Origin of the sequence: Methylophaga sp. UBA678, assembly GCF_002299105.1 — a bacterium.
GTDB classification, from domain to species: domain Bacteria; phylum Pseudomonadota; class Gammaproteobacteria; order Nitrosococcales; family Methylophagaceae; genus Methylophaga; species Methylophaga marina.
On sequence record NZ_DBNG01000024.1, the window covers coordinates 135,199 to 158,449 of the forward strand.

The window sequence follows — 23,251 nt, forward strand, 5'->3', positions numbered from 1 at the left end:
TATTTCAGCGTTTGTTTGGATAGATGGGAGAAAACCCATCCCGATTAGGCATCTTTACCTGAGGTAGTGTGACTTCATTGAGTTCCACATCGTTCTCGAGTATATCATCCTGATTTAAAATATAAGCGCAAAGTGCGTAGATTTCATTACTACTCAAAGAAAAAGGTGCTGAGGGGGGCATGGCTCGCCGAATGTAGTCATAAAGTGTTGTTGCATAAGGCCAATAGCTATTTACGGTTTTCTCTGGGTAGTCATCCGTGAGCGAGCCAACGTCACCGACCAGCGGCATAGCGCTGGCGCCGATGGCACCAAATCCATGACAGCTGGCACAGTGCTGATTAAATAGTTGTTTGCCTTGCTCTGCAGTGCCATGTCCCACAGGTAAATTTTTGCCATCAGGGGTTATAGTAAGGTTCCATGCTGTTTGCTGTGATTGTTGCACAGCATCTTTACCCAATGGCTGGACTAATGGCTCGGCGACAAGTGCTGGAGAAAACAGTAAAAAGAATAGAATGTGTCTATACATAAATATGACTAATCTGACCGTCTTCATTGATTTCCCAGCTGACAATCGCGTTGTAATGAAAAAAACTATTGTCACCGCGCTCTGAAATGAGCGTATTTCGAGATGGTTGCTGATAACCCGTTTCATCGGTAGCTCGGCTTTGTAATATTGCGTATTGACCTTGCCACTGCCACGGCAGACTAAAACGAGTAAAAGCTTTATCTAAAACAGGATCGCTTAGTTCTGCTTGGACCCATGTATCACCGCCATCTGCTGATACCTCGACTTTGCGGATTTTGCCATTACCTGACCAGGCAAGCCCGGTGACCTGATAAATGCCGGGGTTATCCGGCAGTGTCATCCCAACTGAAGGACTGGTAATAAGTGACTTGGCTTGCATAGTGAAGCTGAATTGTCTTGCTTTACCTGTAGGCAGTAAGTCAGTGTACTGGGCCGTTTCATCCCGGGTCATCGCAGGTTGTTCAACTAACTTTAACTGTCTTAACCACTTCACATTGACGATGCCTTCCCAACCCGGGAGTAACAATCGAACCGGATAACCATTTTCAGGTCGCAGGCGTTCGCCGTTCTGGTATAGGGCCAAAATTGCATCATTGAGTAATTTTTCAATGGGAAGGCTCACATTTAATGCGGCACCATCCGCTGCTTCAGCAATGGCCCATTTCGCTTCAGCTTGAATGCCACATTCATTTAAGAGCAGTCTGAGTGGAACACCAGTCCACTCGGCATTAGAGACAAGGCCATGCACATAGCCTGCAGCTGATTGAATGGGAGCGCTACGCCAGCCAGCATTACTATTGCCTCCGCACTCGATAAAGCAGATTTTTCTTATTTGCGGGTAGCGTTTTAAGGCATCAATCGAAAACGTTAGTGGCTTGTCTACTAAACCATCAATCATGATTTCATGTGAGGATGGATTTATATCAGGCACACCATTATGGTGTCGTTCATAATGCAAACCATTAGGCGTAATAGTACCTTGTAACTCTTCTAATGGTGTCCATGACACACCATTACCGGGTACGTTTGGGTTGGCAGATATCCAGCGAATAATATCTTTTTCGTAAATAGAAGGTTGACCATAGTTACTGAAATTCGATCCCGCTTTCAGCATAGAGTCGGGGAGGGTTTGCTGTAATTCTTCTGAGACTGGCTGTGCTTGCACAGGTAAGCTGAAACCGAGAAAAACACTACTCAAAGCCGTACCTTGTAGAAACTGGCGTCGGCTTTTAAGTAGTGATTTATTCATTTAGATATCCTTCAGTCACCTGGGGAAAATTCTATTCCCTGATTCACTTCGAACCAGTCATCAAGCTTTTGAGTGGCTTCCTCTTTGCCCGATTTGTTCAAGGATGAAAATAGCTGTACAGAGGCGTTTAAGGAGAGCTTTTTAAGTTCATTGCGTACAGATAACAGACTTTGTTTACCCGCGCCTTTTTTGAGTTTGTCAGACTTAGTGAGCAGTATATGTACTGGCAAATCAGCTTGGTTAGCCCAGGTTAGCATCTGTATATCGAATGGTTTTAATGGGTGGCGAATATCCATCATTAACATCATTCCCCGCAAACACTGCCTGGTTTCAAGGTATTGAGCCAAAGTATGCTGCCATTTTAGCTTCATTTTCTCAGGGACTTTGGCATAGCCATAACCAGGAAGATCGACTAAGGCTCGCTCATCGTCGAAGCTAAAAAAATTAATCATTTGTGTACGGCCAGGCGTTTTACTTGTCCTGGCGAGCGCGCTGATTTCCGTTATGCAATTGATCGCACTGGATTTTCCGGCATTGGATCTACCAGCAAATGCCACCTCATAACCTTGATCTTCAGGTAACTGGGACAGCTCAGTAGCACTGCCGTTATAATAGGCTTTTCTATATAGTTGTGACATGGAACCATTTTGGGTGAAAAATTATCCTAACAAGAGTAGCATACCCAAAGTTCTCGATGATGATTTAGCTTAGTTTTCAGGTAATAAAATAATGAAAAAATTAGTGAAGATAGCCATGCTCGGTGTGGCGGTTACGATGAGCACTCAAGTGATGGCGGCCGGCGATATCAATGCTGGTAAGAAAAAAGCGGCTGTATGTGCAAGCTGTCATGGCGCAGATGGAAATAGTCCTTCTGATGCTTTTCCCAAATTAGCCGGACAAGGTGCCGGTTACCTCGAAAAACAATTAGCCAACTTCAAGAGTGGTGAGCGCCAGAATGCGTTGATGGCACCGATGGTGGCCAACTTATCAGAACAAGATATGGCTGATTTGGCGGCATATTTTGCGAGTAAAAAAATGGCACCAGGTGCTGTTTCTGAAGAACTAGTCAAACAAGGCGAGCAAATCTACCGCGCCGGCAACAAAGAAACAGGCGTGCCCGCTTGTATGGCTTGTCATGGACCAAATGGTAATGGCGTGCCTGCGGCGAAATGGCCTAAGTTATCATCACAATACAGCACGTATGTGGAAGCACAGCTTCATGCTTTTGCTAAAGGGGAAAGAGCCAATGACCCTAATAGCATGATGCGTGATATTGCCAGCAAAATGAGTGAAGCCGAAATTAAAGCGGTTTCAGCTTATGTCTTTGGTTTGAAATAATCGTCACACTTTCTCTACATAGCTAATCATTCTTAGCTATGTAGAGAGATTAAAATCGAGTAACGAAACTCGTTTTAAGGCTCACTTCATGTCACAAAATCAGGATTCATCAGTTTCTCATCGCAGTTTAGCTTGGCGAGTTTTTCATTTTTTAGGCACGATGGAATTGGCAATTACATTGCTAATTACCTTAGCTATCGCCTCTGTCATAGGTACTGTTCTTCAGCAAAATCAACCTTATCCTGATTATCTAATCAAATTCGGTCCTTATTGGTTTGAAGTATTTGAAAAACTGGGTTTGTATGATGTTTACAGTGCTTTGTGGTTTTTAGCCATATTGGCATTGCTGGTGGTTTCCACAACTGTCTGTGTCATCCGTCACGCACCATCCATGTTCAAAGATATGTTTAATCTGAGAACACATGTGCAGCTTAAATCTTTACGTTCCATGCATCACCGTAGTGAGTGGGAAACTCCGACGTCACCAGAGCAGACCGTCGATGCTGTAAACGCAGCGCTCGCCTCTGATGGCTTTAGGACACGAGTCACTGAGAAAAGTGAAGGAAATACTTTAGTTTCAGCAATGCGTGGCGGCATGAATCGCCTTGGCTATATTCTGACGCACGTTGCGATTATTGTGATCTGTGTTGGTGGCCTGTTTGATAGTAACCTGCCACTGAAACTTGCTGAATGGCAGGGCCGAATTCAGGTTGAAACCCGAAATTTACCTCTTCCCCAGGTTCCAAAAGAAAGCCGTCTTCCTGTCGGGCCACAAGCCTTTAGAGGCAGTGTCAGTATCCCCGAAGGAAGAGCGGCGAGTGTGGCTTATCTGGCCATGCGCGATGGGTATTTAGTGCAAAATTTACCTTTCACTATAGAAGTAAAAGAATTCCGTATAGAGCACTATCCAACAGGGCAGCCGAAATCATTTGAGTCAGATTTAGTGATTCATGATACAGATTTGGAGAAACCGCTTGAATCTACCATCGCGGTGAATCATCCACTCATATATAAAGGTTATGCCATTTATCAAGCTAGTTTTGGAGATGGTGGCTCTGAACTGACTTTGAAAGCCTGGCCTTTATTCTCTGATAAAGGCGAGCCCGTTAGCTTAGAAACAAAAGTCTTTAACACACAGCAGATGCTCTGGGGTGATAAAGAAATGCAGTTAGAAATCACCGATTTCAGACCTTTCAATATTAACCCTGATCCTACGGATGATAATCCTAACAATGTTCGTAATTTTGGTCCTAGTGTGACTTTTAAGCTACGTCAACCTACTGGTGAGGCACTTGAATATCAAAACTATATGAATCCGGTTGAACGGGATGGCCGATATTATTTCTTGAGTGGTGTACGTGGCTCGCCATCTGAAGAATTTGCTTATTTGTATATACCTGCTGATGAGAATGACAGCATTGAGGGCTTCTATCAGTTTTTGAAACGACTTCATAATAAAAGTGTTGTGAAGGATATCGCTGAGGAAATGAAACTCGCTACATTATCTAGCTTGCAAACAACAGACGATGTTGTTTTGGCTGATAGCCTACAAAAAACCTTAGAAACACTCATCGAGATGTTTAATCGTGGCGGTTTTGGTGAGGTCAGTGAGTTCATTGAAAAAACGCTACCGGAAGCTGAACGTGATGCTTTAGCTCCGGCATATCTGGCCATGCTCAGAGAAATGCTTGGACGTATTTATTTTTCAGGTTTAGAGCTCAAGCAGGGGGAAACGGTTGATCAATCCGAGGTTCTGTTTTTACAGGATGCGATTGATGCGATTGGCACATTACCTCGATATGGCTCTCCTGTGTATTTAGAAATGACTGATTTCACGCAAATCCAATCAACCGGCTTGCAAATAGCACATGCACCAGGCAAAAGCATAGTCTATCTTGGTTGTGCATTTTTAATTGCCGGTGTCTTCTTATTGTTCTATCTGCCTCAGCGGCGTTTCTGGGTCTGGGTAAGAGAAAAAGACGGCAAATCACAGGTTTATTTGGCGGGGATGACGAATAGAAATCCTCGAGAATTTGATAATTACTTTGAGGATATCAAAGCAAAACTACAGTCAAAGTCACGGAACTCTGACGAAGGATGATGTTCTTAGTTTCTGCTATGCGATGAGGCATTAAAATATGACGGCACACCTCTCAACAATGAAATCAACACTACAGACACCTTGGTCTGTTTGGTTCTGGCGAATCTTAATGTTGGTCACAGCTATTGGGCTTATTGGTACGTATTACGATATTCTCGATTATTATGAAATTACTATCATTGTATTAACAGCGATTGGAATGGGATTCCTGGGCCAATACTGGCCAGGTTTCCGCTGGCATAGTCTGGCTGTCGCCGTATTCAGTTTGTTTGCTGTTTCTTTGTATGGTCAAAGTTTAGACGCCGCTGAGTCGAACTTTTGGCTCAACTATATTCTGGCGAGTCAATCTGCCTTTATGTGGATGAGTGCCTTATTTGTGATGGCGACATTGACTTATTTTGCCGGCACCGTTTTCCGCTCGAGTTTCACAGAAAAAGTAGGCACCGGGTTAACCTGGGCCGCTGTCACTATGGGCATGATTGGTCTAATGGTGCGTTGGCGTGAAACCTATCTACATGGTGCAGACATTGGATACATTCCTGTCAGTAACTTATACGAAGTCTTTATACTGTTTTCTGTTGTAACAGCCTTGTTATACCTCTTTTACGAACGTCGTTATCAGACACGTAGTCTCGGTGGCTTTGTTTTACTGGTGATTAGTGCAGCGGTAGTATTTCAGCTTTGGTACAGCTTTGAACGCAATGCTCATGAAATCCAACCTTTAGTACCTGCGTTACAGAGTTATTGGATGAAAATCCATGTGCCAGCCAACTTTATCGGTTATGGTGCTTTTGCTATGGCTGCCATGATTGGTGTGGCCTACGTGTTGGTCGTCTGGAGACAAGAGGTAAACCCTGATAGCCGTTGGGTTAAAGCCATGCCAGAGTTAAGTCTGATGGATGATTTGATGTACAAGACAATTGCTCTTGGCTTTGCCTTTTTTACCCTGGCAACCATTTTAGGAGCATTGTGGGCCGCAGAAGCTTGGGGTGGTTATTGGTCATGGGATCCTAAAGAAACCTGGGCATTGATCGTTTGGTTGAATTATGCGGCCTGGTTACACATGCGCTTAACCAAAGGCTGGAATGGTAAACCTATGGCCTGGTGGGCAATAGTCGGATTATTTGTGACGCTATTTGCCTTTCTTGGTGTCAATATGTTCCTGAGCGGCCTTCATTCCTATGGTACGTTGTAATAATTAATTGAAAGTAAAGGATACTCAACGATGATGAGATTAGTGAAAACCCTTGCAACAGGACTCTTTCTGGGTCTGATTTCAACGGCAGCATCAGCTGTTCCGATGAACTTCGTTGAAGGAACCCATTATTTTCCAACAGCTGAGAAGTTAGCAACACCTGACAATGGCAAGATCGAAGTCGTAGAAATGTTTTCTTATACCTGCCCACATTGCTTTAAGTTAGAGCCAGAAGTGGAAGCATGGAAAGAAACACTGCCAGAGAATGTGCATTTTGTGAAGGTGCCTGCTATTTTCAGAGACAGTTGGTTAGAGTTAGCAAAAGTCTATTACGCTGCTCAAGCCATGGGTAATTTTGATAAAGTTCATTCAAAATTATTTAACGCTATCCATGTCGAAAAACGTCGTCTTAGTACAGAAGATCAATTACTTGATTTTGTGGCTGAGCAAGGTATTGACCGTGATGAATTCAAAAAAACCATGAATTCTTTCAGCGTAAAAAGCAAAGTGAAAAAAGCGCTGGTTATGAGTCAGACATCAGGCATTACTGGTGTACCATCATTTATTGTGAATGGTGCTTATCGCACCGATGCCAGCACAGCAGGTGGCGTGCCTGAACTGTTTAATGTGATTAACTTTCTTATTGAAGAGTCATCAGACAACTAAATAAAAACGCCGGGTTTAACTGCAATGCTGATCAGTTAAGAAAACTTGACTGATTCAGTAAACAGATAAGACTCCAGTGATAGTCATATCACTGGAGTCTTTTTATTTCCATTCATGCCTTCCTATCAGATACAGCAGAGTGATGATGATCTCTTTTCGGTCACTGCCGCTCAGTCGGCATTTTTTACAATGCAGCGGGTAACTTTTCATCAACAGCCGGAATAGATTGTTCTATTGGTGTGATGATATCTTCATGATGCAAAATAATATTTAAATAGCGTCGAGTATTTTGTACATACCTCACGGGTTCATTGCCACGTGCATAACCATGTCGAGTCTTTGAGTACCATTTTTTCTTAGAAAGTAAGGGCAGGTTTTCTCTAACATCTGTCCAGGAATCAGGATTTTTGCCACGAGTCTGGGTGATGACTCGTGCATCTTCAAGATGACCGAGCCCGGTGTTGTATGCAGCCAACGCAAACCAGGTGCGGTCAGGATCTTTAATACGTTTAGGCAGTCGACTATACAATGAGGCTAGGTAAGCCGCACCTGCAAAAATACTTTGCTCAGGATCTTCCCGGTCAGTGACGCCCATCTGCTTGGCTGTGGCGCGCGTAAGCATCATCAATCCCCTCACACCTGTGCTGGATACGGCTTCAGGGTTCCAATGGGATTCTTGATAAGCCATCGCAGCCAGTAAGTGCCAGTCGAAGCCATACTCATCCGCTGCTGCTTGGAATAGGTCTTTATAGAGTGGTAAATGCGTCTGGATACGACGATGGATGGCACGAGTGTCGACATAATCAAAGCGACGGATGTGCCCATAGTATTTCTCAATCAGTTTATCGAGCTCGCCTGATGCTTCCATATCATGAAAGAAGTCCACGACTTCGAGATAGAGTGACTCGTCATTTGTTGGCGACATGGCCCATGCAAGCGGTTGCGGTTCAGATATATCAAAGGCAACACGTAACTCAGGGAATAAAGACTGGTTGGCAGACATCTCATTTGAGTCAACAATCGTGTAATCAATCAGTTCTAGCTGAACCAGTTCGAGTAAGCCTCGACTATCTAACTCTTGATTTTCACGCCAGCTGAGTTCGGGTATTTCTTGCTGTAATTCATGTAATTGTTCGACATGACTGCTATCTGCGACCACTTCAAGTGTGCCAGTGATGATGTCAGTGATGTCTTTTGGTTTTTTGCTGCCGTGTTTATAAACAAGCTGCTGTGTGACTTCGTGATAAACCGGGCCAAAACGTAATAATTCTTTACGCTGCTCTGTGACAGTTAAACCGGCTGCCGCGATATCTGCTCGACCTTGCTCAATCATATGCAGCATCGTGCCAAGGTTATCCGGCACGATAATCTTGAGTTTGACACCGAGGCGATCGGCAAATCGCTCAGCCAGCTCGTATTCAAAACCTGCCAGAGCTTCATTGCCCTTAACATAATAGCTGGTGAGACTATAGCGACTCAGTACACGCAACTCGCCACGCTCTTTTATTTGCTCGAGTTGTGGTGGTGTTTCTCGACATGCCGTTAATAGAACGGTTGCTAGTAGAGAAATGATCAATATTCTCAAAGAGCTTCCTTAATGTATTACCTGGCGATGATTATTACCTTATATTGAATTGAATGCATCCATGCGTGAGCTGTATTTGTGATGAGACTACTGTTTTTATTGGTTTTTTGTAGATTTAGATTATAATTACCCACTTTTTTTATATGGGAAATCATGCGATGAATGCGCCGGAATTACTATTACCAGCAGGAAGCTTGCAACATATGCGTTATGCCTATGCATATGGTGCCGATGCCGTTTATGCCGGTCAGCCGCGCTATAGTTTACGAGTGCGTAATAATGATTTCCATAAATTACCCGTCTTGCAGCAAGGTGTTGAAGAAGCACATGCCTTGGGTAAGCAGTTTTTTGTGGCAAGCAATCTGATGCCACATAATGCAAAAATTAAGACCTATATGGCCGACATGGAGCCGGTGATTGAGATGAAGCCTGATGCGCTTATCATGGCGGATCCGGGGTTAATTATGATGGTGCGTGAGCGTTGGCCGGAAATGCCGGTTCACTTATCTGTACAAGCCAATACAGTCAATTACCAGGCAGTAAAATTCTGGCAGTCTATGGGCTTGTCCAGAGTTATCTTGTCTCGTGAATTATCGTTGGATGAAATTGAGGAAATACGCCAGCTTTGTCCAGACATGGAACTGGAAGTGTTTGTCCACGGTGCATTGTGTATTGCGTATTCAGGGCGTTGTTTATTGTCTGGTTACTTCAACCATCGCGATCCAAATCAAGGTACCTGCACCAATGCTTGTCGTTGGGATTATAAAACACACGCCAGCGATAATAATGATGATTCGCCACAAAAAATCGAATTTAAAGCCTTTGATGCCATGAATCAGCATAGTTTCTCTGACTGCGGTCAGCAAGAAAGACATCCTTTGGCGGATGATGTGTATTTAATAGAGGAAGCTAACCGCCCTGGCGAACTCATGCCGATTTTTGAAGATGAGCATGGCACTTATATCATGAACTCCAAAGATCTCCGTGCTATTCAGCATATTGAAAGACTGGTCAATATCGGAGTAGATTCATTGAAAATAGAAGGGCGAACGAAGTCAGTTTATTATGTCGCCCGCACAGCACAGATATATCGTCAGGCGATAGAGGATGCTCTGGCAGGACGACGCTTTAATCCAGCACTTATCGGTCAGCTTGATAACCTGTCCAACCGTGGTTATACCGATGGTTTCTATCAGCGGCATCCCACACAAGAACAGCAAAATTATTTACACGGCTACTCCAGTAATGAACAACAACAATATGTAGGCGAAGTATTAGCTTATGATGAAGATAAGCAGTGTCTGGAGATTGATGTAAAAAACCGGTTTGCCATAGGAGATAAGTTAGAATTGGTAATGCCTGAAGGAAACAAAACCTTAGTGTTGGATAAGTTATTCGATAAGGAGCTTCATGATATTCAACTAGCGCCAGGTAGCGGCCACAAAGTCTATATTCCATATCATGGACACGCACCGGAGAAAGCACTGCTGGCTCGCTATCTTTAACGCCTGGCTTTAAAAAACTGTTTAATCAGTTGGCTGCTTTCTTCTTGTAAAATACCGGTTTTACATTCCACTCGGTGGTTGATATTAGGCAGAGAAAAGGCATCGATACAACTCCCTGCGGCCCCTGTTTTAGGCTCTGGTGTTGCATAAATACAGCGAGCGATACGGGCATGTATCAATGCGCCAGCACACATGAGGCAAGGCTCGAGTGTGATATAAATATCTGCTCCCGGTAGGCGGTAGTTTTGCATTGTTTGGCATGCCTGCCTTAATGCCATTATTTCTGCATGTGCTGTTGCATCCTGACCGGCTATAGGTTGGTTCCAACCTTCACCAATAATACGATCATCTAAAACAATGACAGCCCCAACAGGGACTTCGCCATTTGCTTCTGCATTACGGGCAAGCTCCAAGGCTCTTTGCATCCAATAATGGTCTTTATCAGACATGGATATTGTATTTGATTAAGTTAAGTAAGCGCTGGCTTGCGCCCTGGCTTTGCTTAATCAGTTGTTGTCCGGCTTCACCCATAGAGGTGCGTTTGGGTGGGTTTTTTAATAAATCAGTGACTGTTGTCGCTAGGCTTTCAGCGTTATCTACCTGAATCACTGCATAGGCATCAATAAACTGTTGTGTAATTTCAGCGAAATTAAATACATGCGGACCAACAATAACGGGACGAGCTAATGCGGCTGGTTCAAGGATATTATGTCCACCAGTAGGTACCAAACTCCCACCCACAAAAGCAACATCAGAACAGGCATAGAATATAGGTAGCTCACCCATGCTATCAATCACAAGAATTTGAATATCACTTCGGCATAAGCCATTTTCACTTCGTCTGAGAATTTTAAAGCCAGAGCGTTGGCAAAGCGCTGCCACTTTGTCAAAGCGCTCAGGGTGACGAGGGACAATAATCAGCAAGAGATCGGGTACCTGTGCACGAATCTGGCGAGAGGCATTCAGAATAATCTCATCTTCGCCTTCATGTGTACTGGCGGCAATAAAAACCGGGCGGTTTCCCCACATTGAACGAATCGCCTCAGCCTGTTCGACAATACTTGCCGATAAATTCACTTCGAATTTAAGGTTTCCGACAGCATGCACTTTTTCTCTGTTGGCACCAAGCGCTATAAAACGCTCTTTATCTTGCTGAGCTTGAGCGGCTATCAAGGTAAAGCTTTGCAGAATGTCGCGTGTTAAGTTAGGAATGCGTTGATAGCCTTTTAAAGAACGCTCTGACATTCGAGCGTTGGCCAGCACTAAGGGAATGCTTTTTTTATGACAATGATGGATAAGATTAGGCCAAAGTTCTGTTTCCATAATGACAGCAAATGCAGGCTGAATCGCATCGATAAAACGCCGCATGAGTATCGGCAGATCATACGGCAGATAGCAGTGCAGCACATCATCAGCGTAAAGATCTTTTACTCGAGCACTTCCCGTTGGTGTCATTGTGGTGATGAGTATCTGATGGCCTGGGAATGACGATTGAATAGCGGCCACTAAAGGTCGGCAAGCTTCTACCTCTCCCATGGAAACAGCATGAACCCAGATAAGCGATTTACTTTTCTCAAGCTTGGGCAGGGTGATAGCGAACCGTTCATTCCAACGTTTGAAATAGGCACTGGCTTTTGTTCCTCGCCATATCAACCGCAGCAGGATCAGAGGCACAGCCAAAGTAAAGACGATATTATAAAAAACTCTCAAATCAGACTCATAAAGCAGCGAAAAGTAAGCAGGAATGATAGCATAGGCGCTACTTTGTGAAAGCAACATAGCCTGAATGAATATTTTCCAGAAACAATTTTTACACCCTCGTTATTGGCCGAGCTGGCTTGGGCTGTTACTCATGCGCTTATCAGTCTATTTGCCGGCTAAATTACAGTATCGTCTAGGTTTGTTGCTTGGGCAGATGATGCAACCCTTTATGCGTTCCAGAGCAAAAGTGGTGCGAAGAAATTTAGAACTCTGCTTTCCTGAAATGAGTCAGGAAGAAAGAGAAACCCTGGTCAAAAGCATCCTGAATAATACGGGCATGATGATGATCGAAACAGCTGTAAGCTGGTGGGCATCAGACAAACAACTCTACCCACGCGTGACTTACGATGGGCTGGAACATTTGGAAGCGGCGAAACAAAAAGGCAAAGGTGTTATTTTACTAACCGGACACTTCACCAGTATGGAAATAGGTGGGCGATTAATTATGCTACAAACCCCTGCCTATGTGATGTTCAGACACCTTAAAAATCCACTCTTTAATGCTGTCATGATGCGTTCGCGGATTTATCATAGTGAGGGTATTGTGATGCGAGATGATGTCAGGGCGATGTTACGTGCATTACGAAAAAATAAGGTCGTGTGGTATGCACCCGATCAGGATTTTGGCCCGAGAAATAGTATTTTCGCCAAGTTCTTTGGCGTGACCGCGGCGACTGTTCCGGCGACAGCACGTATGGTCAAAATGACCGGTGCACAGGTTGTCCCTTTTGTACCTAAACGCAACGAAGATGGTAGTTACCATATTCAAATATTCCCTGCGTGGCAGGACTATCCATCAGATGACGATGTTGCCGATGCTCAACGTATCAATGATTGGCTTGAGTCCCAGATTCGACTCATGCCAGAGCAATATTTCTGGCTTCATCGCCGCTTTAAAACACAACCTGATGGAAAAGGGCGTTTATATAAGAAAGTTCGATAATCAGAAACTGTAACTCAAAATCAATGATTCTGCACCCGGATTATTTTCACCAATATCGCCATTAGATAAATGATACAAGCCTAGACCAAGTCGGCTTTTATCATTGAATTGATACGCTAATTCGGCGCCTGTTCTAAACTCCATATCGTATCCTAAATCAACGCCGCCACCTTGCTCGTAAGCAGCAATAGCGAAGTTAGGAGTGAGTATCCAGTTGGCATTAAGATAAATGTCATATTTCACACCAGCGTAGCCCCAATAACCACCATCAGAAGTCAATGTTGCCCCAAGAGTAGGAATTAAACCAAAAATGGATGACTGCGGTGCAAAACGATACTCTACACCGACTTCAGCAGCGGTATTATCGTCGAATACCTCAAAGGCACCTAGAGATAATGCGATTTGAGATTCTTGTTCTGCAAGAGCAATGGAGGGGAAAAGAAAGGCGAGAGCAATTGAAGCATAACGAAGATGTCTACTCATTGTCAGGTTCCATGACATATAAAATAAAAACGTTTTATATCATGCTGGATATTTCGCAGGCAATAACTTCAGACATAAAAAAAGGCCACCGAAGTGACCTTTTTTTGATCCTGCAAAGCAGCCAACAATTAACGTTTTGAGAACTGTGGACGTTTACGTGCTTTGTGAAGACCAATTTTCTTACGTTCAACGGCACGAGCATCACGAGTGATGAAGCCAGCTTTACGTAACTCTGCTTTTAATTCGTTGTCGTATTCGACCAATGCACGACTGATGCCGTGACGAATCGCGCCAGCTTGACCATTGTTACCACCGCCACGAACGGTGATTTTAAGGTCAAATTTTTCAAGCATGTCGACTAGCTCTAACGGCTGACGAACCACCATGCGAGAAGTTTCACGACCGAAATAATCTTCAAGTGTGCGAGTATTAATTGAAATGTTGCCGCTGCCTGGTTTCAGGAAAACTCGAGCTGTTGAGCTTTTGCGGCGACCTGTAGCGTAGTATGAATCTGCCATGACAATATCCGATTAGATTTCCAGCACTTTAGGCTGTTGAGCTGTGTGAGGGTGTTCTGCGCCAGCGTAAACTTTCAGTTTGCCGAACATTGCGCGACCCAGCGGGTTTTTAGGAAGCATACCTTTGACAGCCGTCTGGATAACACGCTCAGGTGCTTTATCGAGTTGTTTTTCCAGCGAGATAGACTTGATACCACCGATATGACCTGTGTGGTGATAATAAATTTTATCTTTCATTTTGTTACCAGATACACGCAGTTTTTCAGCGTTGATAACAACAATGTAATCGCCAGTGTCGACATGTGGTGTGTAGATAGCTTTATGCTTTCCACGTAAACGACGTGCGATTTCAGTAGCCATACGGCCTAATGTTTTGCCGTCAGCATCAATAACGAACCAGTCACGACGAACTTCTGCTGGTTTTGCACTTATGGTTTTCATCCGCGAGTTGCTCCTGATAATTACGCAGGCGGGCTAAATAAAGAGGGAGAATATTACGCATTAAGGAAAAAGCTGTCAACCTTATTTAAGTAAACAACCAAAACAATATTGCGCCAAGCACCAAACGATATATGACGAATGGCCACATCCCTATACGATCAAGCATTTTAAGAAATAAGAAAATGCACAGATAGGCGCTAACGGCAGAAAATAATGCGCCAGCACATAAAGAAAACCAGTCTATCACAAGTTGTGACTCTATTAGTTCAATAATTTTCAATCCACCCGCTAGAACGATAACGGGGATGGACAATAAAAAGGAGAAACGGGCAGCAGCTTCGCGCGTTAAGCCGAGCATCAAGCCTGCTGTAATTGTAATTCCAGAGCGTGATGTACCAGGGATGAGTGCAATCGCTTGAGCGATACCGATAAACAAGACATCAAACCAATTGAGTTTATTTTCACTTCGAATACGCTTTCCTCGCCAATCCGCCCAACCTAACAGTAAACCAAACACAACAGTCGTAGTGGCTATGACAAGAGGACTACGTAAGCTGGTTTCAACCAAATCACCTAAAAGTAAGCCTGCCAAGCCAACAGGAATGGTGCCAAACAATACTGCCCAAGCTAATTTGCTGTCCCCTACGGTTTGTTTTTGCGCAAGGGATTGAAACCAGTCAGCGATCAATGTTTTTATGGTCTGGCGAAAATAAATCATGACAGCCAACAATGTACCGACATGAACGGCCACATCAAAAGCAAGTCCTTGATCCTGCCAGTTAGCAATAATGGGTAATAAAATAAGGTGAGCTGAGCTGGAGATGGGCAAGAACTCAGTCAGACCTTGTAATAAGGCCAAGGCAATAATATGTAGCAAATCCATAGAGAAACTGTCGTCCAAAAGCGTAATTTAGAAAAGGCTTATTTTATGTGGGTCATATTATAGTCGCGCCCGTGTTAAAATTGCCGCTCTTAAAATCACTCTTATTTAGAAAGAGGCTTATCAGTCAACATGTCTAACCGAATTCGCGAGATTCCGTACAACTATACCTCATTTTCTGATCGTGAAATCGTCATTCGTTTCCTAGGGGAACCAATGTGGGAGGTTTTGCAGCAGCTAAGTGAGCAGCGCAAAACTGGCCGCTCAGCAAAAATGCTGTTTGAAGTATTAGGTGATATGTGGGTCATTCAACGTAACCCATTTATTCAGGATGATTTAGTTGAAAACCAAAAACGTTGGGGCTCACTTCGTCATGCTTTGCATCATCGATTGGACCAAATTCGCAATCGCGCTGAAGAAAATAACAATGAACTGGCTTTACAGTTGGAGAAAAGTGCTCGACAAGCTGTAGAACGCTTCGAACGTAACTTATTAAGCACTGCTGAGCGCAGAAAAATGGTGATGCGTCGTTTATCGAAAACGACAAAAAAACATAACATCCAGTTTGACGGCCTAGCACGTGTTTCCCACGTCACTGATGCGACCGACTGGCGTGTTGAATATCCACTTGCGGTAGTCACGCCCGATTCAGAAGAAGAGATGGCAAAAATTATTGCTGCCTGTATCGACCTAGGTCTGACAGTCATTCCGCGTGGTGGTGGTACTGGTTATACCGGTGGTGCTATTCCATTAACGGCAGAGAGTGTTGTCGTCAACACCGAAAAACTGGAAGGATTAGGTGATGTTGTTTACCGCCATATTCCTGGTCGTGAAGAAAAAGTACCAACCGTCCGCGCTGAAGCGGGCGTGGTCACACGCCGCGTATCTGATCTAGCCGATCGTAATGGATTAGTGTTTGCTGTTGATCCCACCTCGCAAGATGCCTCGACTATCGGTGGTAATGTCGCGATGAATGCAGGCGGTAAAAAAGCTGTGATGTGGGGCACGGCGCTCGATAATCTATTGTCATGGAGAATGGTGACGCCTGATGCTACCTGGATGGAAGTCGAACGGCTTAATCATAATCTGAGCAAAATTCATGATATCGAGTTCGCTGAGTTCAAAGTGACGCGTTTTCAACCGGATGGTAAAACAGTTATTGGCGAACCCGAGGTGATGAAAATTCCAGCCAAAGAGTTACGAAAAATTGGCTTAGGGAAAGATGTCACCAATAAATTCCTCGGTGGTTTGCCAGGCATACAAAAAGAAGGCTGTGATGGCTTAATCACGTCTTCTGTTTTTGTTCTGCACCGCATGCCGGATTATATCCGTACCGTTTGTCTGGAGTTTTTTGGTAACGATCTGAGTAAAGCTGTGCCAGCAATTGTGGAGACGAAAGACTATCTCGACAATAACAAAAACGTGCTGCTGGCAGGGATGGAGCATCTTGATGAGCGCTATGTCAAAGCGGTTGACTATTCAACTAAAGCCCCACGCTCTGTCGCACCGAAGATGGTCTTGCTGATTGATGTGGTTGGTGATGATGAAGATGCGGTAGCAGAAGCATGCTCTGAAGTGGTTCGACTGGCTAATGCCCGTGATGGTGAAGGTTTTGTGGCTGCCAGTCCTGAAGCTCGCAAGCGTTTTTGGGCTGACCGTTCACGGACTGCAGCGATTGCGCGTCATACTAACGCCTTCAAAATTAACGAAGATGTGGTTATTCCTCTGGACCGCTTGGCTGAATACAACGACGGTATTGAACGTATCAATATTGTTCAGTCCACACGCAATAAGCTGAAAACAGCAAAAGCCGTGAAAACGTATTTGAGTTCTAATCCAAAAGAACTGAAAGACTGTGGCAATAAAGATTTGGGTGATAGCGCTGAAAACGATGCCATCGTCAATTCCAAGAATGAAGCCGCATGTAAACATGTTGATGTGGTCATGGCTCGCTGGCAGAAAATATTAGATAGTCTGGATACACCTGCTGTTGAGCTGGCTGACTTACTATCGGATACAGCAAAAGCAAATATCGTTGATGGCGATACCTTATTTGATGTACTGCAACGTCGTGATTTACGCATTTCATATCGCGAGGAAATGGAAAAACCCTTAAAAGAGTTATTCCAGGGACAAGCGCTGAGTGTATTAAGGAATAAACTGGATAGTATTCACAAAGAAAACCGTTCAGGCCGTTTATTTGTCGCCACGCATATGCATGCTGGTGATGGTAATGTTCACACAAATATTCCGGTTAACTCCAATGACTATGAAATGATGCATGATGCTGAAGGTATTGTGGATGAAGTCATGGAGCTGGCTTCACGACTGGGTGGTGTTATTTCTGGTGAGCACGGTATAGGACTGACCAAAATGCAGTATCTGGATAAAGCCACGATCGATGCATTTGCTGGTTATAAACAGAAAGTCGACCCGAACGGTCATTTCAATGCGGGTAAATTATTGGCAGGCTCTGGTCTGGATAATGCCTACACACCGTCATTGCGTTTGTTAGAACAGGAAGCTTTGATTCTTGAAGCCAGTGATCTGGGTGACATCAACAATGATATTAAAGATTGTCTGAGATGCGGTAAATGTAAACCTGAGTGTACAACACACGTGCCTCGAGCCAACTTGCTGTATTCACCACGAAATAAGATTCTTGGTACTGGTTTGATTATTGAAGCCTTCCTGTACGAAGAACAAACACGTCGTGGTATCTCTGTACGTCACTTTGAAGAAATGAATGATGTGGCGGACCACTGTACGGTGTGTCATCGTTGTCTGAACCCTTGTCCGGTCAATATCGACTTTGGTGATGTCAGTATTAAGTTACGCGAAGTGCTGAAGAAACAAGGCAAACGTCGACCCAATATTGGTACCTGGACGTCAATGGCATATCTGAATGCGACTGATCCACTCACCGTAAAAATCATGCGTAAAACCATGATTGAATGGGGGTATCAGGCTCAGAAAATGGCACATGGTGTTGCCAAAACGCTGGGCTTATTGGGAAGTAAGAAAAAACGACCCATGCCGACGACGGGTAAAACACCGATTCGTGAGCAAGTCGTTCATTTCATGAAAAAACCGATGCCAACTGGCTTACCAACGCAAACAACACGTGCGATGTTGGGCGTCGAAGATGAGAAGATGATCCCGATTCTCCGTGACCCGAAAAAGGTCAATGATGAATCAGATGCGGTGTTCTATTTCCCAGGTTGTGGTTCTGAGCGCTTGTTCAGTCAGGTAGGCTTGGCTACTTTAGCTATGCTTTATGAAGTGGGGACTGAAACCGTGTTACCACCAGGTTATCTATGCTGTGGTTACCCACAAGCATCAACGGGTGATCAGGAAAAAGCGACATCGATTTCGACATCTAATCAGGTATTATTCCATCGTCTGGCTAATACACTGAACTATATGGATATTAAGACGGTTATTGTGTCTTGTGGTACCTGTATGGATCAATTGCTGAAGTATCAGTTTGAAGCGATCTTCCCTGGCTGTCGTCTGTTGGATATTCACGAATATCTGATGGAAAAAGGCGTGAAGCTAGAAGGTGTGGAAGGGGTACAGTATATGTACCATGATCCTTGTCATACACCAATGAAGACCTATCAGCCGACTTCGGTAGCGAGCACCTTGATGGGACAAGATGTGGCATTGAATGACCGTTGCTGTGGTGAAGCCGGCTCGTTTGCTGTGGCGCGTCCAGATATTGCGACTCAGGTGCGTTTCCGTAAAGAAGAGGAAATCACTAAAGGGATTCAGGATCTGACTGGTCAGGATAAAGCGAAAAATGGCAATGTAAAAATGCTGACCTCATGTCCTGCCTGTCAACAAGGTCTGAGCCGTTATAGTGAAGATACTGGGATTGATACTGACTACATCGTCGTGGAAATTGCCAAGCATCTGAAAGGGGATAACTGGCATAAAGACTTTATCGACAGTGTGAAACAAGGTGGTATCGAACGCGTCTTACTTTAATGCGTGATGACATAACCAAAAAAAGGGAGCAATTGCTCCCTTTTTTGTTTTTGCCGGGTGAATATTAAAGAGCAGTTAATGGATCGCCTTCAAAGATGACACCATCCCAACCCGTCTTCATAAAATGACGAATATTTTGATGATCATCACCTGTTGGGTTAGCTAATACATCCTCTCGATAATACTTACCAAAGCAAGCCAAAGTGTCGTCAACGCTTAGCGAATGCTTTTTGCCAAATCCAAGAATTTTGCATGAGCCGTTATTTTGTCCGGCTTCATTCGTGGTTCCACCATTTTTAAATGCGGTAGGCGTAAAGACATAATTTGCATCGATGACTGACATTGTGTCTTCAAACTCTATACTTTCTGGTTGAGTTTTTAATTGCGTGATAAAAGACTGCAATTCCATATTATCTCCATTGTTCGTTAATAAAAGCGAGTGAAAATTTCTCTAATTTGGTGCTCTGATCGAACTTAATTAAGGTCGGTATCGTCTCTTTCATAGCCATCTGTCATGTCTTGTATATATGAGTCCGGGCACTGTATCAGACAGCTGTATGAGCTTCATATCGCTCATGTTTCAATTGGATTCCTTTATACGAGAAAGACAAGCTAACAGAACCAGCCCTATGACAAACAACATGAGCTGCAACCAGACATGACCCCAAACAGCACCGATTGAAATAGCGAAAGACAAAACGACAATTAGATAGACTTTCTTTTTTACATCACGACGCATGCTATGAGTATGTTGCCACTGCTTCAAAGGAGGGCCAAACCACTTATGATCGAGCAGCATTTGGTGAAAACGAGGTGAGCTTTCGGCAAAACATCCCAGCGCTAAAATCAGAAAAATCGTGGTTGGCATCAAAGGTAAAATAACGCCAATGATGCCAAGACCGACAAACATCCAACCCAAGCAGATTAAAATGAGATGTTTGATGCGTGTCTTCATATTGCTCGGTTTACGCTCTCGACATAAATTTACCTGTGTCAGTATTGACCCGGATAATTTCACCATTCTCGATATACTCTGGCACTTGAACTTCCAGTCCTGTTGATAATGTGGCTGGTTTAGTTCGCGCCGCAGCAGTAGCACCTTTTATACCCGGTGAAGTTTCAACGATAGTCAATGACACCGCGGCTGGCAACTCAATAGCAACGAGTTGTTGTTCTAATAAAACCGCCACAATATTGTCCAAGCCATCATGAATAAAGCCTAGCGCATCTTCAATATCAGCAGCATTAATCGCATATTGTTCATAACTTTCGTTATTCATGAAAATATAACTGTCGCCATCCTGATAAGAGAACTGCACTAGCAGACGCTCACAGTCGACTTCTTTGAGGAAGTCCTCCCCTTTGAAAGATTCATCACGTTTTTGTTTGGTTTTAAGATGGTTAAAACGAACTTTATAAAGTGTGGATGCGCCGCGTGAAGATGGGTTACGAATATCAATATCCTTAACAACATAAGGCTCATCATGCACTTCGACTACCATTCCACGTTTAAGATCACTGGCCTTGGGCATATTTTTGTTCCGGTTATCATAGAAAAATCCGCATTATACGTTACCCAAGTCACAGCGGAATGCGTCTTTATCTAGAAGTCATTAAAGCAAATCGGCGTTATTGCGGCTTTACGTTAGAATGTTACCTATTGTTTATCGATAATTAAAAAGGAACATGAATGGCAATTCAGTGGTATCCCGGCCATATGCACAAAGCCAGTAAAGAAATGAAAGAGATCCTGCCTCAGGTGGATCTGATTATTGAAGTGCTGGATGCCCGAATTCCTTTCAGTAGCCAGAATCCTATGCTGGCAGAGATTCGCAAGGATAAACCTTGCATCAAATTATTAAATAAATTTGATCTCGCGGATGTTTCTCTCACTGAGCGCTGGCAGCAGTATTTTGAACAACAGAGTCATACCAAGACATTAACCATGGTGGCTCAGCAATATGACGGTATCGCTGATTTGCTCACACTATGTAGAAATATGGTGCCAGCAAAAGCAGAAGCGGGTAGACCAATCAATACGATGATTATGGGGATTCCCAATGTGGGAAAATCAACATTGATTAATAGCTTGGCCGGTAGGCAAATTGCTAAGACAGGAAATGAACCTGCTATTACCAAAATGCAGCAGCGGATTCGCCTGGAGCAAGGTGTCGTTTTGCATGATACCCCTGGCGTCTTATGGCCAAACCTAGAAAATCCGCATGGCGGCTATCGTCTGGCAGTCACAGGTGCAATCAAAGAAACAGCAATTGATAATGATGATATTGCCCTATATGCCGTTGAATATCTAATGAAAGCCTATCCGGCTCAACTCAAAGAACGATTTGGCTTGTCTGAACTTTCAGAGCATGCACTTGAAAACATGGAAACTATCGGCACAAAACGCGGGTGTTTACGATCTGGTGGCCGAGTGGACTTAGATCGCACAGCGAAAATTATTCTGACAGAGTTAAGAGCCGGTATGTTGGGTAGGATAACGCTGGAAACACCTGAGATGATTGAAGCTGAATGGCAGCAGGTTTTAGTGGCTCGGGAAGAAAAAGCAGCAAAAAAAGCAGCCAGAAAAAATAATAGAAAGAAGAGATAAGCGATGTGTGTTGAATCACATCGGCATCGCTTACAAATAATAGGAGAACGACCTATGATACGTTTATTAACAAGCATACTGTCTTTATCCTTATTGGTGGCTTGTAGTTATATGTCACCCTCGATAAAACCACCCGCCGAGGGGGATTTATCACTTCAACAAGTCGCTATGGATATTCAGGCTAATAGCGGTAAACGTGTACGTTGGGGAGGCAAAGTTATTGCCGTCGAGAACACCGACCAGCAATCAGAAATACTGGTTGTCCAATTTCCTCTTAATCGCGCTGGACGACCTGATGATAGCCTTAACAGCGATGGTCGGTTTTATGTGCGGAGTGCCAACTTCCTTGATCCGGAAGTCTACAAACCAGATAGTTTTATTACCGTTTTAGGGCAGGTCGTTGACGAGAAAAAAATGATCGTTGATCAAAAACAACTCACTTTACCTGTGATTCAATTACTCAAAGATCAGCGTTGGCCTGCCAATAATCCCGTTTCAGGTCTGCCATATAATCCGAAACATGACTGGCCATTTGTCGGTTATGGCTATTATGGAACGGGATCCTACTCCCCATAAAAAAACGAGTGAAATTTATTTAATTAAATAAGAATGATTTGCATTTAGATTTAAATGTATCTATACTCACCTCCACATTGTCAGGACGAGGTGAGTTATGAAAACGGCACAATTTAATACACATGGAAGACACAGCATTCATCTGGCATTTGATGAGACGACACTTGAAACCCTAATCCGCGAGGGTAAGCTCCACGCAGCAGACTTCAATTGCCTGGATAGAAGCTCAAAGAAAACAGTTTGGAATATGTTGCTATCTGCAGCAGCAAGGAAATTAAAATCATGAATATGCCACTTAGTAGACCCGAGTGGCAGCGTGATTGTCTGTTAGTCGCCATCAAAGAACTGGTGGCTTACTATCAACTTAGCCCATCAGCATGCTTGGCATTACAAATAAGCCGTAACTACCGTTTATTGATCACACAAGACGATCGTCTTTCTATCAAAACACTTTGGCAATCTTATGCGAAAAGTTGGTGGGATGTTTACTGTCGTCACCGGAACCTCAACCAGCGCACAGCATTTTCCTTTTCTTAACATTTTAACGGAGTCACCATGGCCAGTAGAGCGTGTAAACCAGCGACCATTTTCGAATCAAAAACAGTCGATATTCAACATTGTCCTGATTGCAAAATGGTTCATCTCACAATGGGCTCGATTACAGTCAGAATGAGTGAACATCATTTTTCTGAGTTTGCTAAAGACCTTAGCCGCGGCTTATTTGAATTCAACACAACGATCAATGAGCAACCAAGTTTGCGCGTGATGATGTAGCAATTTTGCAACAATAGTCAGAAATTTATTAAAAAAACAAGAAGAAATAATGATAATCATTATTAACTAGTGTATGTTTCCCCTCTGTAAAGTTTTGTAAAGATTTAACATT

The 23,251-nt window shown here is 43.7% G+C and carries 25 protein-coding genes; 12 read left to right on the top strand and 13 right to left on the bottom strand.

Annotation, left to right across the window (positions count from 1 at the left end):
* Positions 1-4 precede the first annotated feature (4 nt).
* Genes B3014_RS12455 through yihA form a run of 3 tightly spaced genes read right to left on the bottom strand, consistent with a single transcriptional unit; the run spans position 5 to position 2,413 of the window.
* On the bottom strand, positions 5-553 hold the full coding sequence (locus tag B3014_RS12455) for a c-type cytochrome (protein ID WP_286303688.1): 549 nt from the start codon (positions 551-553) through the stop codon (positions 5-7).
* Positions 519-1,775: a sulfite dehydrogenase gene (soxC, locus tag B3014_RS12460; RefSeq protein ID WP_289244469.1), complete on the bottom strand. Its 1,257-nt coding sequence runs from the start codon at positions 1,773-1,775 to the stop codon at positions 519-521. The genes B3014_RS12455 and soxC overlap by 35 nt, the downstream gene beginning before the upstream one ends.
* Positions 1,776-1,786: 11 nt before the next feature.
* On the bottom strand, positions 1,787-2,413 hold the full coding sequence (gene yihA, locus B3014_RS12465) for a ribosome biogenesis GTP-binding protein YihA/YsxC (RefSeq protein WP_286303690.1): 627 nt from the start codon (positions 2,411-2,413) through the stop codon (positions 1,787-1,789).
* A 91-nt stretch (positions 2,414-2,504) separates the two neighbouring features.
* On the opposite strand from yihA, the gene B3014_RS12470 reads away from it, so the two are divergent.
* The 4 genes from B3014_RS12470 (at position 2,505) to B3014_RS12485 (ending at position 7,075) form a co-directional block, all read left to right on the top strand.
* On the top strand, positions 2,505-3,113 hold the full coding sequence (locus B3014_RS12470) for a c-type cytochrome (protein ID WP_286303691.1): 609 nt from the start codon (positions 2,505-2,507) through the stop codon (positions 3,111-3,113).
* 88 nt (positions 3,114-3,201) lie between these two features.
* Positions 3,202-5,214 carry a cytochrome c biogenesis protein ResB gene (locus B3014_RS12475; protein ID WP_289244468.1) on the top strand — a complete coding sequence of 671 codons (2,013 nt, stop codon included), beginning with the start codon at positions 3,202-3,204 and terminating at the stop codon, positions 5,212-5,214.
* 37 nt (positions 5,215-5,251) lie between these two features.
* Complete coding sequence (ccsB, locus tag B3014_RS12480; protein ID WP_286303693.1) at positions 5,252-6,409, top strand: c-type cytochrome biogenesis protein CcsB; 1,158 nt, start codon at positions 5,252-5,254, stop codon at positions 6,407-6,409.
* A 30-nt stretch (positions 6,410-6,439) separates the two neighbouring features.
* Positions 6,440-7,075 (top strand): thiol:disulfide interchange protein DsbA/DsbL, encoded by a 636-nt coding sequence (locus B3014_RS12485; RefSeq protein ID WP_289244467.1) that lies wholly within the window; start codon positions 6,440-6,442, stop codon positions 7,073-7,075.
* 184 nt (positions 7,076-7,259) lie between these two features.
* Here B3014_RS12485 and mltF read toward each other — a convergent pair whose 3' ends face one another.
* Positions 7,260-8,660 carry a membrane-bound lytic murein transglycosylase MltF gene (gene mltF / locus B3014_RS12490; protein WP_286303695.1) on the bottom strand — a complete coding sequence of 467 codons (1,401 nt, stop codon included), beginning with the start codon at positions 8,658-8,660 and terminating at the stop codon, positions 7,260-7,262.
* Between the two features lie 158 nt (positions 8,661-8,818).
* Here mltF and yegQ point away from each other — a divergent pair, with 158 nt between their 5' ends.
* Positions 8,819-10,165, top strand: coding sequence for a tRNA 5-hydroxyuridine modification protein YegQ (gene yegQ / locus B3014_RS12495; RefSeq protein WP_289244466.1), 1,347 nt, complete (start codon positions 8,819-8,821; stop codon positions 10,163-10,165).
* Here the strand turns inward: yegQ and tadA are convergent.
* Both tadA and waaA read right to left on the bottom strand, forming a co-directional pair.
* A complete protein-coding gene (gene tadA, locus B3014_RS12500) occupies positions 10,162-10,614 on the bottom strand; it encodes a tRNA adenosine(34) deaminase TadA (protein ID WP_289244465.1) in 453 nt (150 codons plus the stop codon). The genes yegQ and tadA overlap by 4 nt on opposite strands.
* On the bottom strand, positions 10,607-11,875 hold the full coding sequence (gene waaA / locus B3014_RS12505; RefSeq protein WP_289244464.1) for a lipid IV(A) 3-deoxy-D-manno-octulosonic acid transferase: 1,269 nt from the start codon (positions 11,873-11,875) through the stop codon (positions 10,607-10,609). The genes tadA and waaA overlap by 8 nt, the downstream gene beginning before the upstream one ends.
* A gap of 76 nt (positions 11,876-11,951) precedes the next feature.
* Between waaA and lpxL the strand changes: the two genes are divergently transcribed.
* On the top strand, positions 11,952-12,869 hold the full coding sequence (gene lpxL, locus B3014_RS12510) for an LpxL/LpxP family Kdo(2)-lipid IV(A) lauroyl/palmitoleoyl acyltransferase (protein ID WP_289244463.1): 918 nt from the start codon (positions 11,952-11,954) through the stop codon (positions 12,867-12,869).
* On the opposite strand, the gene B3014_RS12515 is transcribed toward lpxL, so the two are convergent.
* The 4 genes from B3014_RS12515 to B3014_RS12530 all read right to left on the bottom strand — a co-directional run bounded on the left by B3014_RS12515 (position 12,870) and on the right by B3014_RS12530 (position 15,194).
* The gene (locus B3014_RS12515) at positions 12,870-13,352 is read right to left on the bottom strand and encodes an acyloxyacyl hydrolase (protein WP_289244462.1); all 483 of its coding nucleotides are present in this window, start codon (positions 13,350-13,352) and stop codon (positions 12,870-12,872) included.
* A 128-nt stretch (positions 13,353-13,480) separates the two neighbouring features.
* Positions 13,481-13,870, bottom strand: a complete 390-nt coding sequence (rpsI, locus tag B3014_RS12520; protein ID WP_007146943.1) for a 30S ribosomal protein S9 — start codon at positions 13,868-13,870, stop codon at positions 13,481-13,483.
* 12 nt (positions 13,871-13,882) lie between these two features.
* On the bottom strand, positions 13,883-14,311 hold the full coding sequence (gene rplM, locus B3014_RS12525; protein ID WP_286303701.1) for a 50S ribosomal protein L13: 429 nt from the start codon (positions 14,309-14,311) through the stop codon (positions 13,883-13,885).
* Between the two features lie 85 nt (positions 14,312-14,396).
* Positions 14,397-15,194, bottom strand: a complete 798-nt coding sequence (locus B3014_RS12530) for an undecaprenyl-diphosphate phosphatase (RefSeq protein WP_286303702.1) — start codon at positions 15,192-15,194, stop codon at positions 14,397-14,399.
* Between the two features lie 129 nt (positions 15,195-15,323).
* On the opposite strand from B3014_RS12530, the gene B3014_RS12535 reads away from it, so the two are divergent.
* The gene (locus B3014_RS12535; RefSeq protein ID WP_286303703.1) at positions 15,324-19,181 is read left to right on the top strand and encodes an FAD/FMN-binding oxidoreductase; all 3,858 of its coding nucleotides are present in this window, start codon (positions 15,324-15,326) and stop codon (positions 19,179-19,181) included.
* 64 nt (positions 19,182-19,245) lie between these two features.
* Here the strand turns inward: B3014_RS12535 and B3014_RS12540 are convergent, their stop codons facing one another.
* The 3 genes from B3014_RS12540 to yeiP all read right to left on the bottom strand — a co-directional run bounded on the left by B3014_RS12540 (position 19,246) and on the right by yeiP (position 20,713).
* The gene (locus B3014_RS12540; protein WP_286306107.1) at positions 19,246-19,590 is read right to left on the bottom strand and encodes a HopJ type III effector protein; all 345 of its coding nucleotides are present in this window, start codon (positions 19,588-19,590) and stop codon (positions 19,246-19,248) included.
* 171 nt (positions 19,591-19,761) lie between these two features.
* On the bottom strand, positions 19,762-20,136 hold the full coding sequence (locus tag B3014_RS12545) for a YbaN family protein (protein WP_289244461.1): 375 nt from the start codon (positions 20,134-20,136) through the stop codon (positions 19,762-19,764).
* 10 nt (positions 20,137-20,146) lie between these two features.
* Entirely contained in the window at positions 20,147-20,713 is a 567-nt protein-coding gene (gene yeiP / locus B3014_RS12550; RefSeq protein ID WP_286303705.1) for an elongation factor P-like protein YeiP, read from the bottom strand.
* Between the two features lie 158 nt (positions 20,714-20,871).
* Between yeiP and ylqF the strand changes: the two genes are divergently transcribed.
* The 5 genes from ylqF (at position 20,872) to B3014_RS12575 (ending at position 23,139) form a co-directional block, all read left to right on the top strand.
* Positions 20,872-21,789: a ribosome biogenesis GTPase YlqF gene (ylqF, locus tag B3014_RS12555; RefSeq protein WP_289244460.1), complete on the top strand. Its 918-nt coding sequence runs from the start codon at positions 20,872-20,874 to the stop codon at positions 21,787-21,789.
* Positions 21,790-21,843: 54 nt separating this feature from the next.
* The gene (locus B3014_RS12560; RefSeq protein ID WP_289244459.1) at positions 21,844-22,365 is read left to right on the top strand and encodes a Slp family lipoprotein; all 522 of its coding nucleotides are present in this window, start codon (positions 21,844-21,846) and stop codon (positions 22,363-22,365) included.
* Positions 22,366-22,462: 97 nt separating this feature from the next.
* Positions 22,463-22,651 (top strand): hypothetical protein, encoded by a 189-nt coding sequence (locus B3014_RS12565; protein ID WP_289244458.1) that lies wholly within the window; start codon positions 22,463-22,465, stop codon positions 22,649-22,651.
* On the top strand, positions 22,648-22,902 hold the full coding sequence (locus B3014_RS12570; protein ID WP_289244457.1) for a hypothetical protein: 255 nt from the start codon (positions 22,648-22,650) through the stop codon (positions 22,900-22,902). The genes B3014_RS12565 and B3014_RS12570 overlap by 4 nt, the downstream gene beginning before the upstream one ends.
* 18 nt (positions 22,903-22,920) lie before the next feature.
* Positions 22,921-23,139, top strand: a complete 219-nt coding sequence (locus B3014_RS12575; RefSeq protein WP_289244456.1) for a hypothetical protein — start codon at positions 22,921-22,923, stop codon at positions 23,137-23,139.
* Positions 23,140-23,251: the final 112 nt, after the last annotated feature.

Bases quoted from the DNA above. Each gene is read 5' to 3' on its own strand.
- B3014_RS12475 (WP_289244468.1), top strand. From the start codon at position 3,202: ATGTCACAAAATCAGGATTCATCAGTTTCTCATCGCAGTTTAGCTTGG.
- B3014_RS12545 (WP_289244461.1), bottom strand. From the start codon at position 20,136: ATGAAGACACGCATCAAACATCTCATTTTAATCTGCTTGGGTTGGATG.
- ccsB (WP_286303693.1), top strand. From the start codon at position 5,252: ATGACGGCACACCTCTCAACAATGAAATCAACACTACAGACACCTTGG.
- rpsI (WP_007146943.1), bottom strand. From the start codon at position 13,870: ATGGCAGATTCATACTACGCTACAGGTCGCCGCAAAAGCTCAACAGCT.
- B3014_RS12455 (WP_286303688.1), bottom strand. From the start codon at position 553: ATGAAGACGGTCAGATTAGTCATATTTATGTATAGACACATTCTATTC.
- yihA (WP_286303690.1), bottom strand. From the start codon at position 2,413: ATGTCACAACTATATAGAAAAGCCTATTATAACGGCAGTGCTACTGAG.
- B3014_RS12560 (WP_289244459.1), top strand. From the start codon at position 21,844: ATGATACGTTTATTAACAAGCATACTGTCTTTATCCTTATTGGTGGCT.
- B3014_RS12530 (WP_286303702.1), bottom strand. From the start codon at position 15,194: ATGGATTTGCTACATATTATTGCCTTGGCCTTATTACAAGGTCTGACT.
- yeiP (WP_286303705.1), bottom strand. From the start codon at position 20,713: ATGCCCAAGGCCAGTGATCTTAAACGTGGAATGGTAGTCGAAGTGCAT.
- soxC (WP_289244469.1), bottom strand. From the start codon at position 1,775: ATGAATAAATCACTACTTAAAAGCCGACGCCAGTTTCTACAAGGTACG.
- B3014_RS12470 (WP_286303691.1), top strand. From the start codon at position 2,505: ATGAAAAAATTAGTGAAGATAGCCATGCTCGGTGTGGCGGTTACGATG.
- B3014_RS12515 (WP_289244462.1), bottom strand. From the start codon at position 13,352: ATGAGTAGACATCTTCGTTATGCTTCAATTGCTCTCGCCTTTCTTTTC.
- rplM (WP_286303701.1), bottom strand. From the start codon at position 14,311: ATGAAAACCATAAGTGCAAAACCAGCAGAAGTTCGTCGTGACTGGTTC.
- yegQ (WP_289244466.1), top strand. From the start codon at position 8,819: ATGAATGCGCCGGAATTACTATTACCAGCAGGAAGCTTGCAACATATG.
- ylqF (WP_289244460.1), top strand. From the start codon at position 20,872: ATGGCAATTCAGTGGTATCCCGGCCATATGCACAAAGCCAGTAAAGAA.
- B3014_RS12575 (WP_289244456.1), top strand. From the start codon at position 22,921: ATGGCCAGTAGAGCGTGTAAACCAGCGACCATTTTCGAATCAAAAACA.
- tadA (WP_289244465.1), bottom strand. From the start codon at position 10,614: ATGTCTGATAAAGACCATTATTGGATGCAAAGAGCCTTGGAGCTTGCC.
- B3014_RS12485 (WP_289244467.1), top strand. From the start codon at position 6,440: ATGATGAGATTAGTGAAAACCCTTGCAACAGGACTCTTTCTGGGTCTG.
- B3014_RS12565 (WP_289244458.1), top strand. From the start codon at position 22,463: ATGAAAACGGCACAATTTAATACACATGGAAGACACAGCATTCATCTG.
- B3014_RS12540 (WP_286306107.1), bottom strand. From the start codon at position 19,590: ATGGAATTGCAGTCTTTTATCACGCAATTAAAAACTCAACCAGAAAGT.
- B3014_RS12535 (WP_286303703.1), top strand. From the start codon at position 15,324: ATGTCTAACCGAATTCGCGAGATTCCGTACAACTATACCTCATTTTCT.
- B3014_RS12570 (WP_289244457.1), top strand. From the start codon at position 22,648: ATGAATATGCCACTTAGTAGACCCGAGTGGCAGCGTGATTGTCTGTTA.
- lpxL (WP_289244463.1), top strand. From the start codon at position 11,952: ATGAATATTTTCCAGAAACAATTTTTACACCCTCGTTATTGGCCGAGC.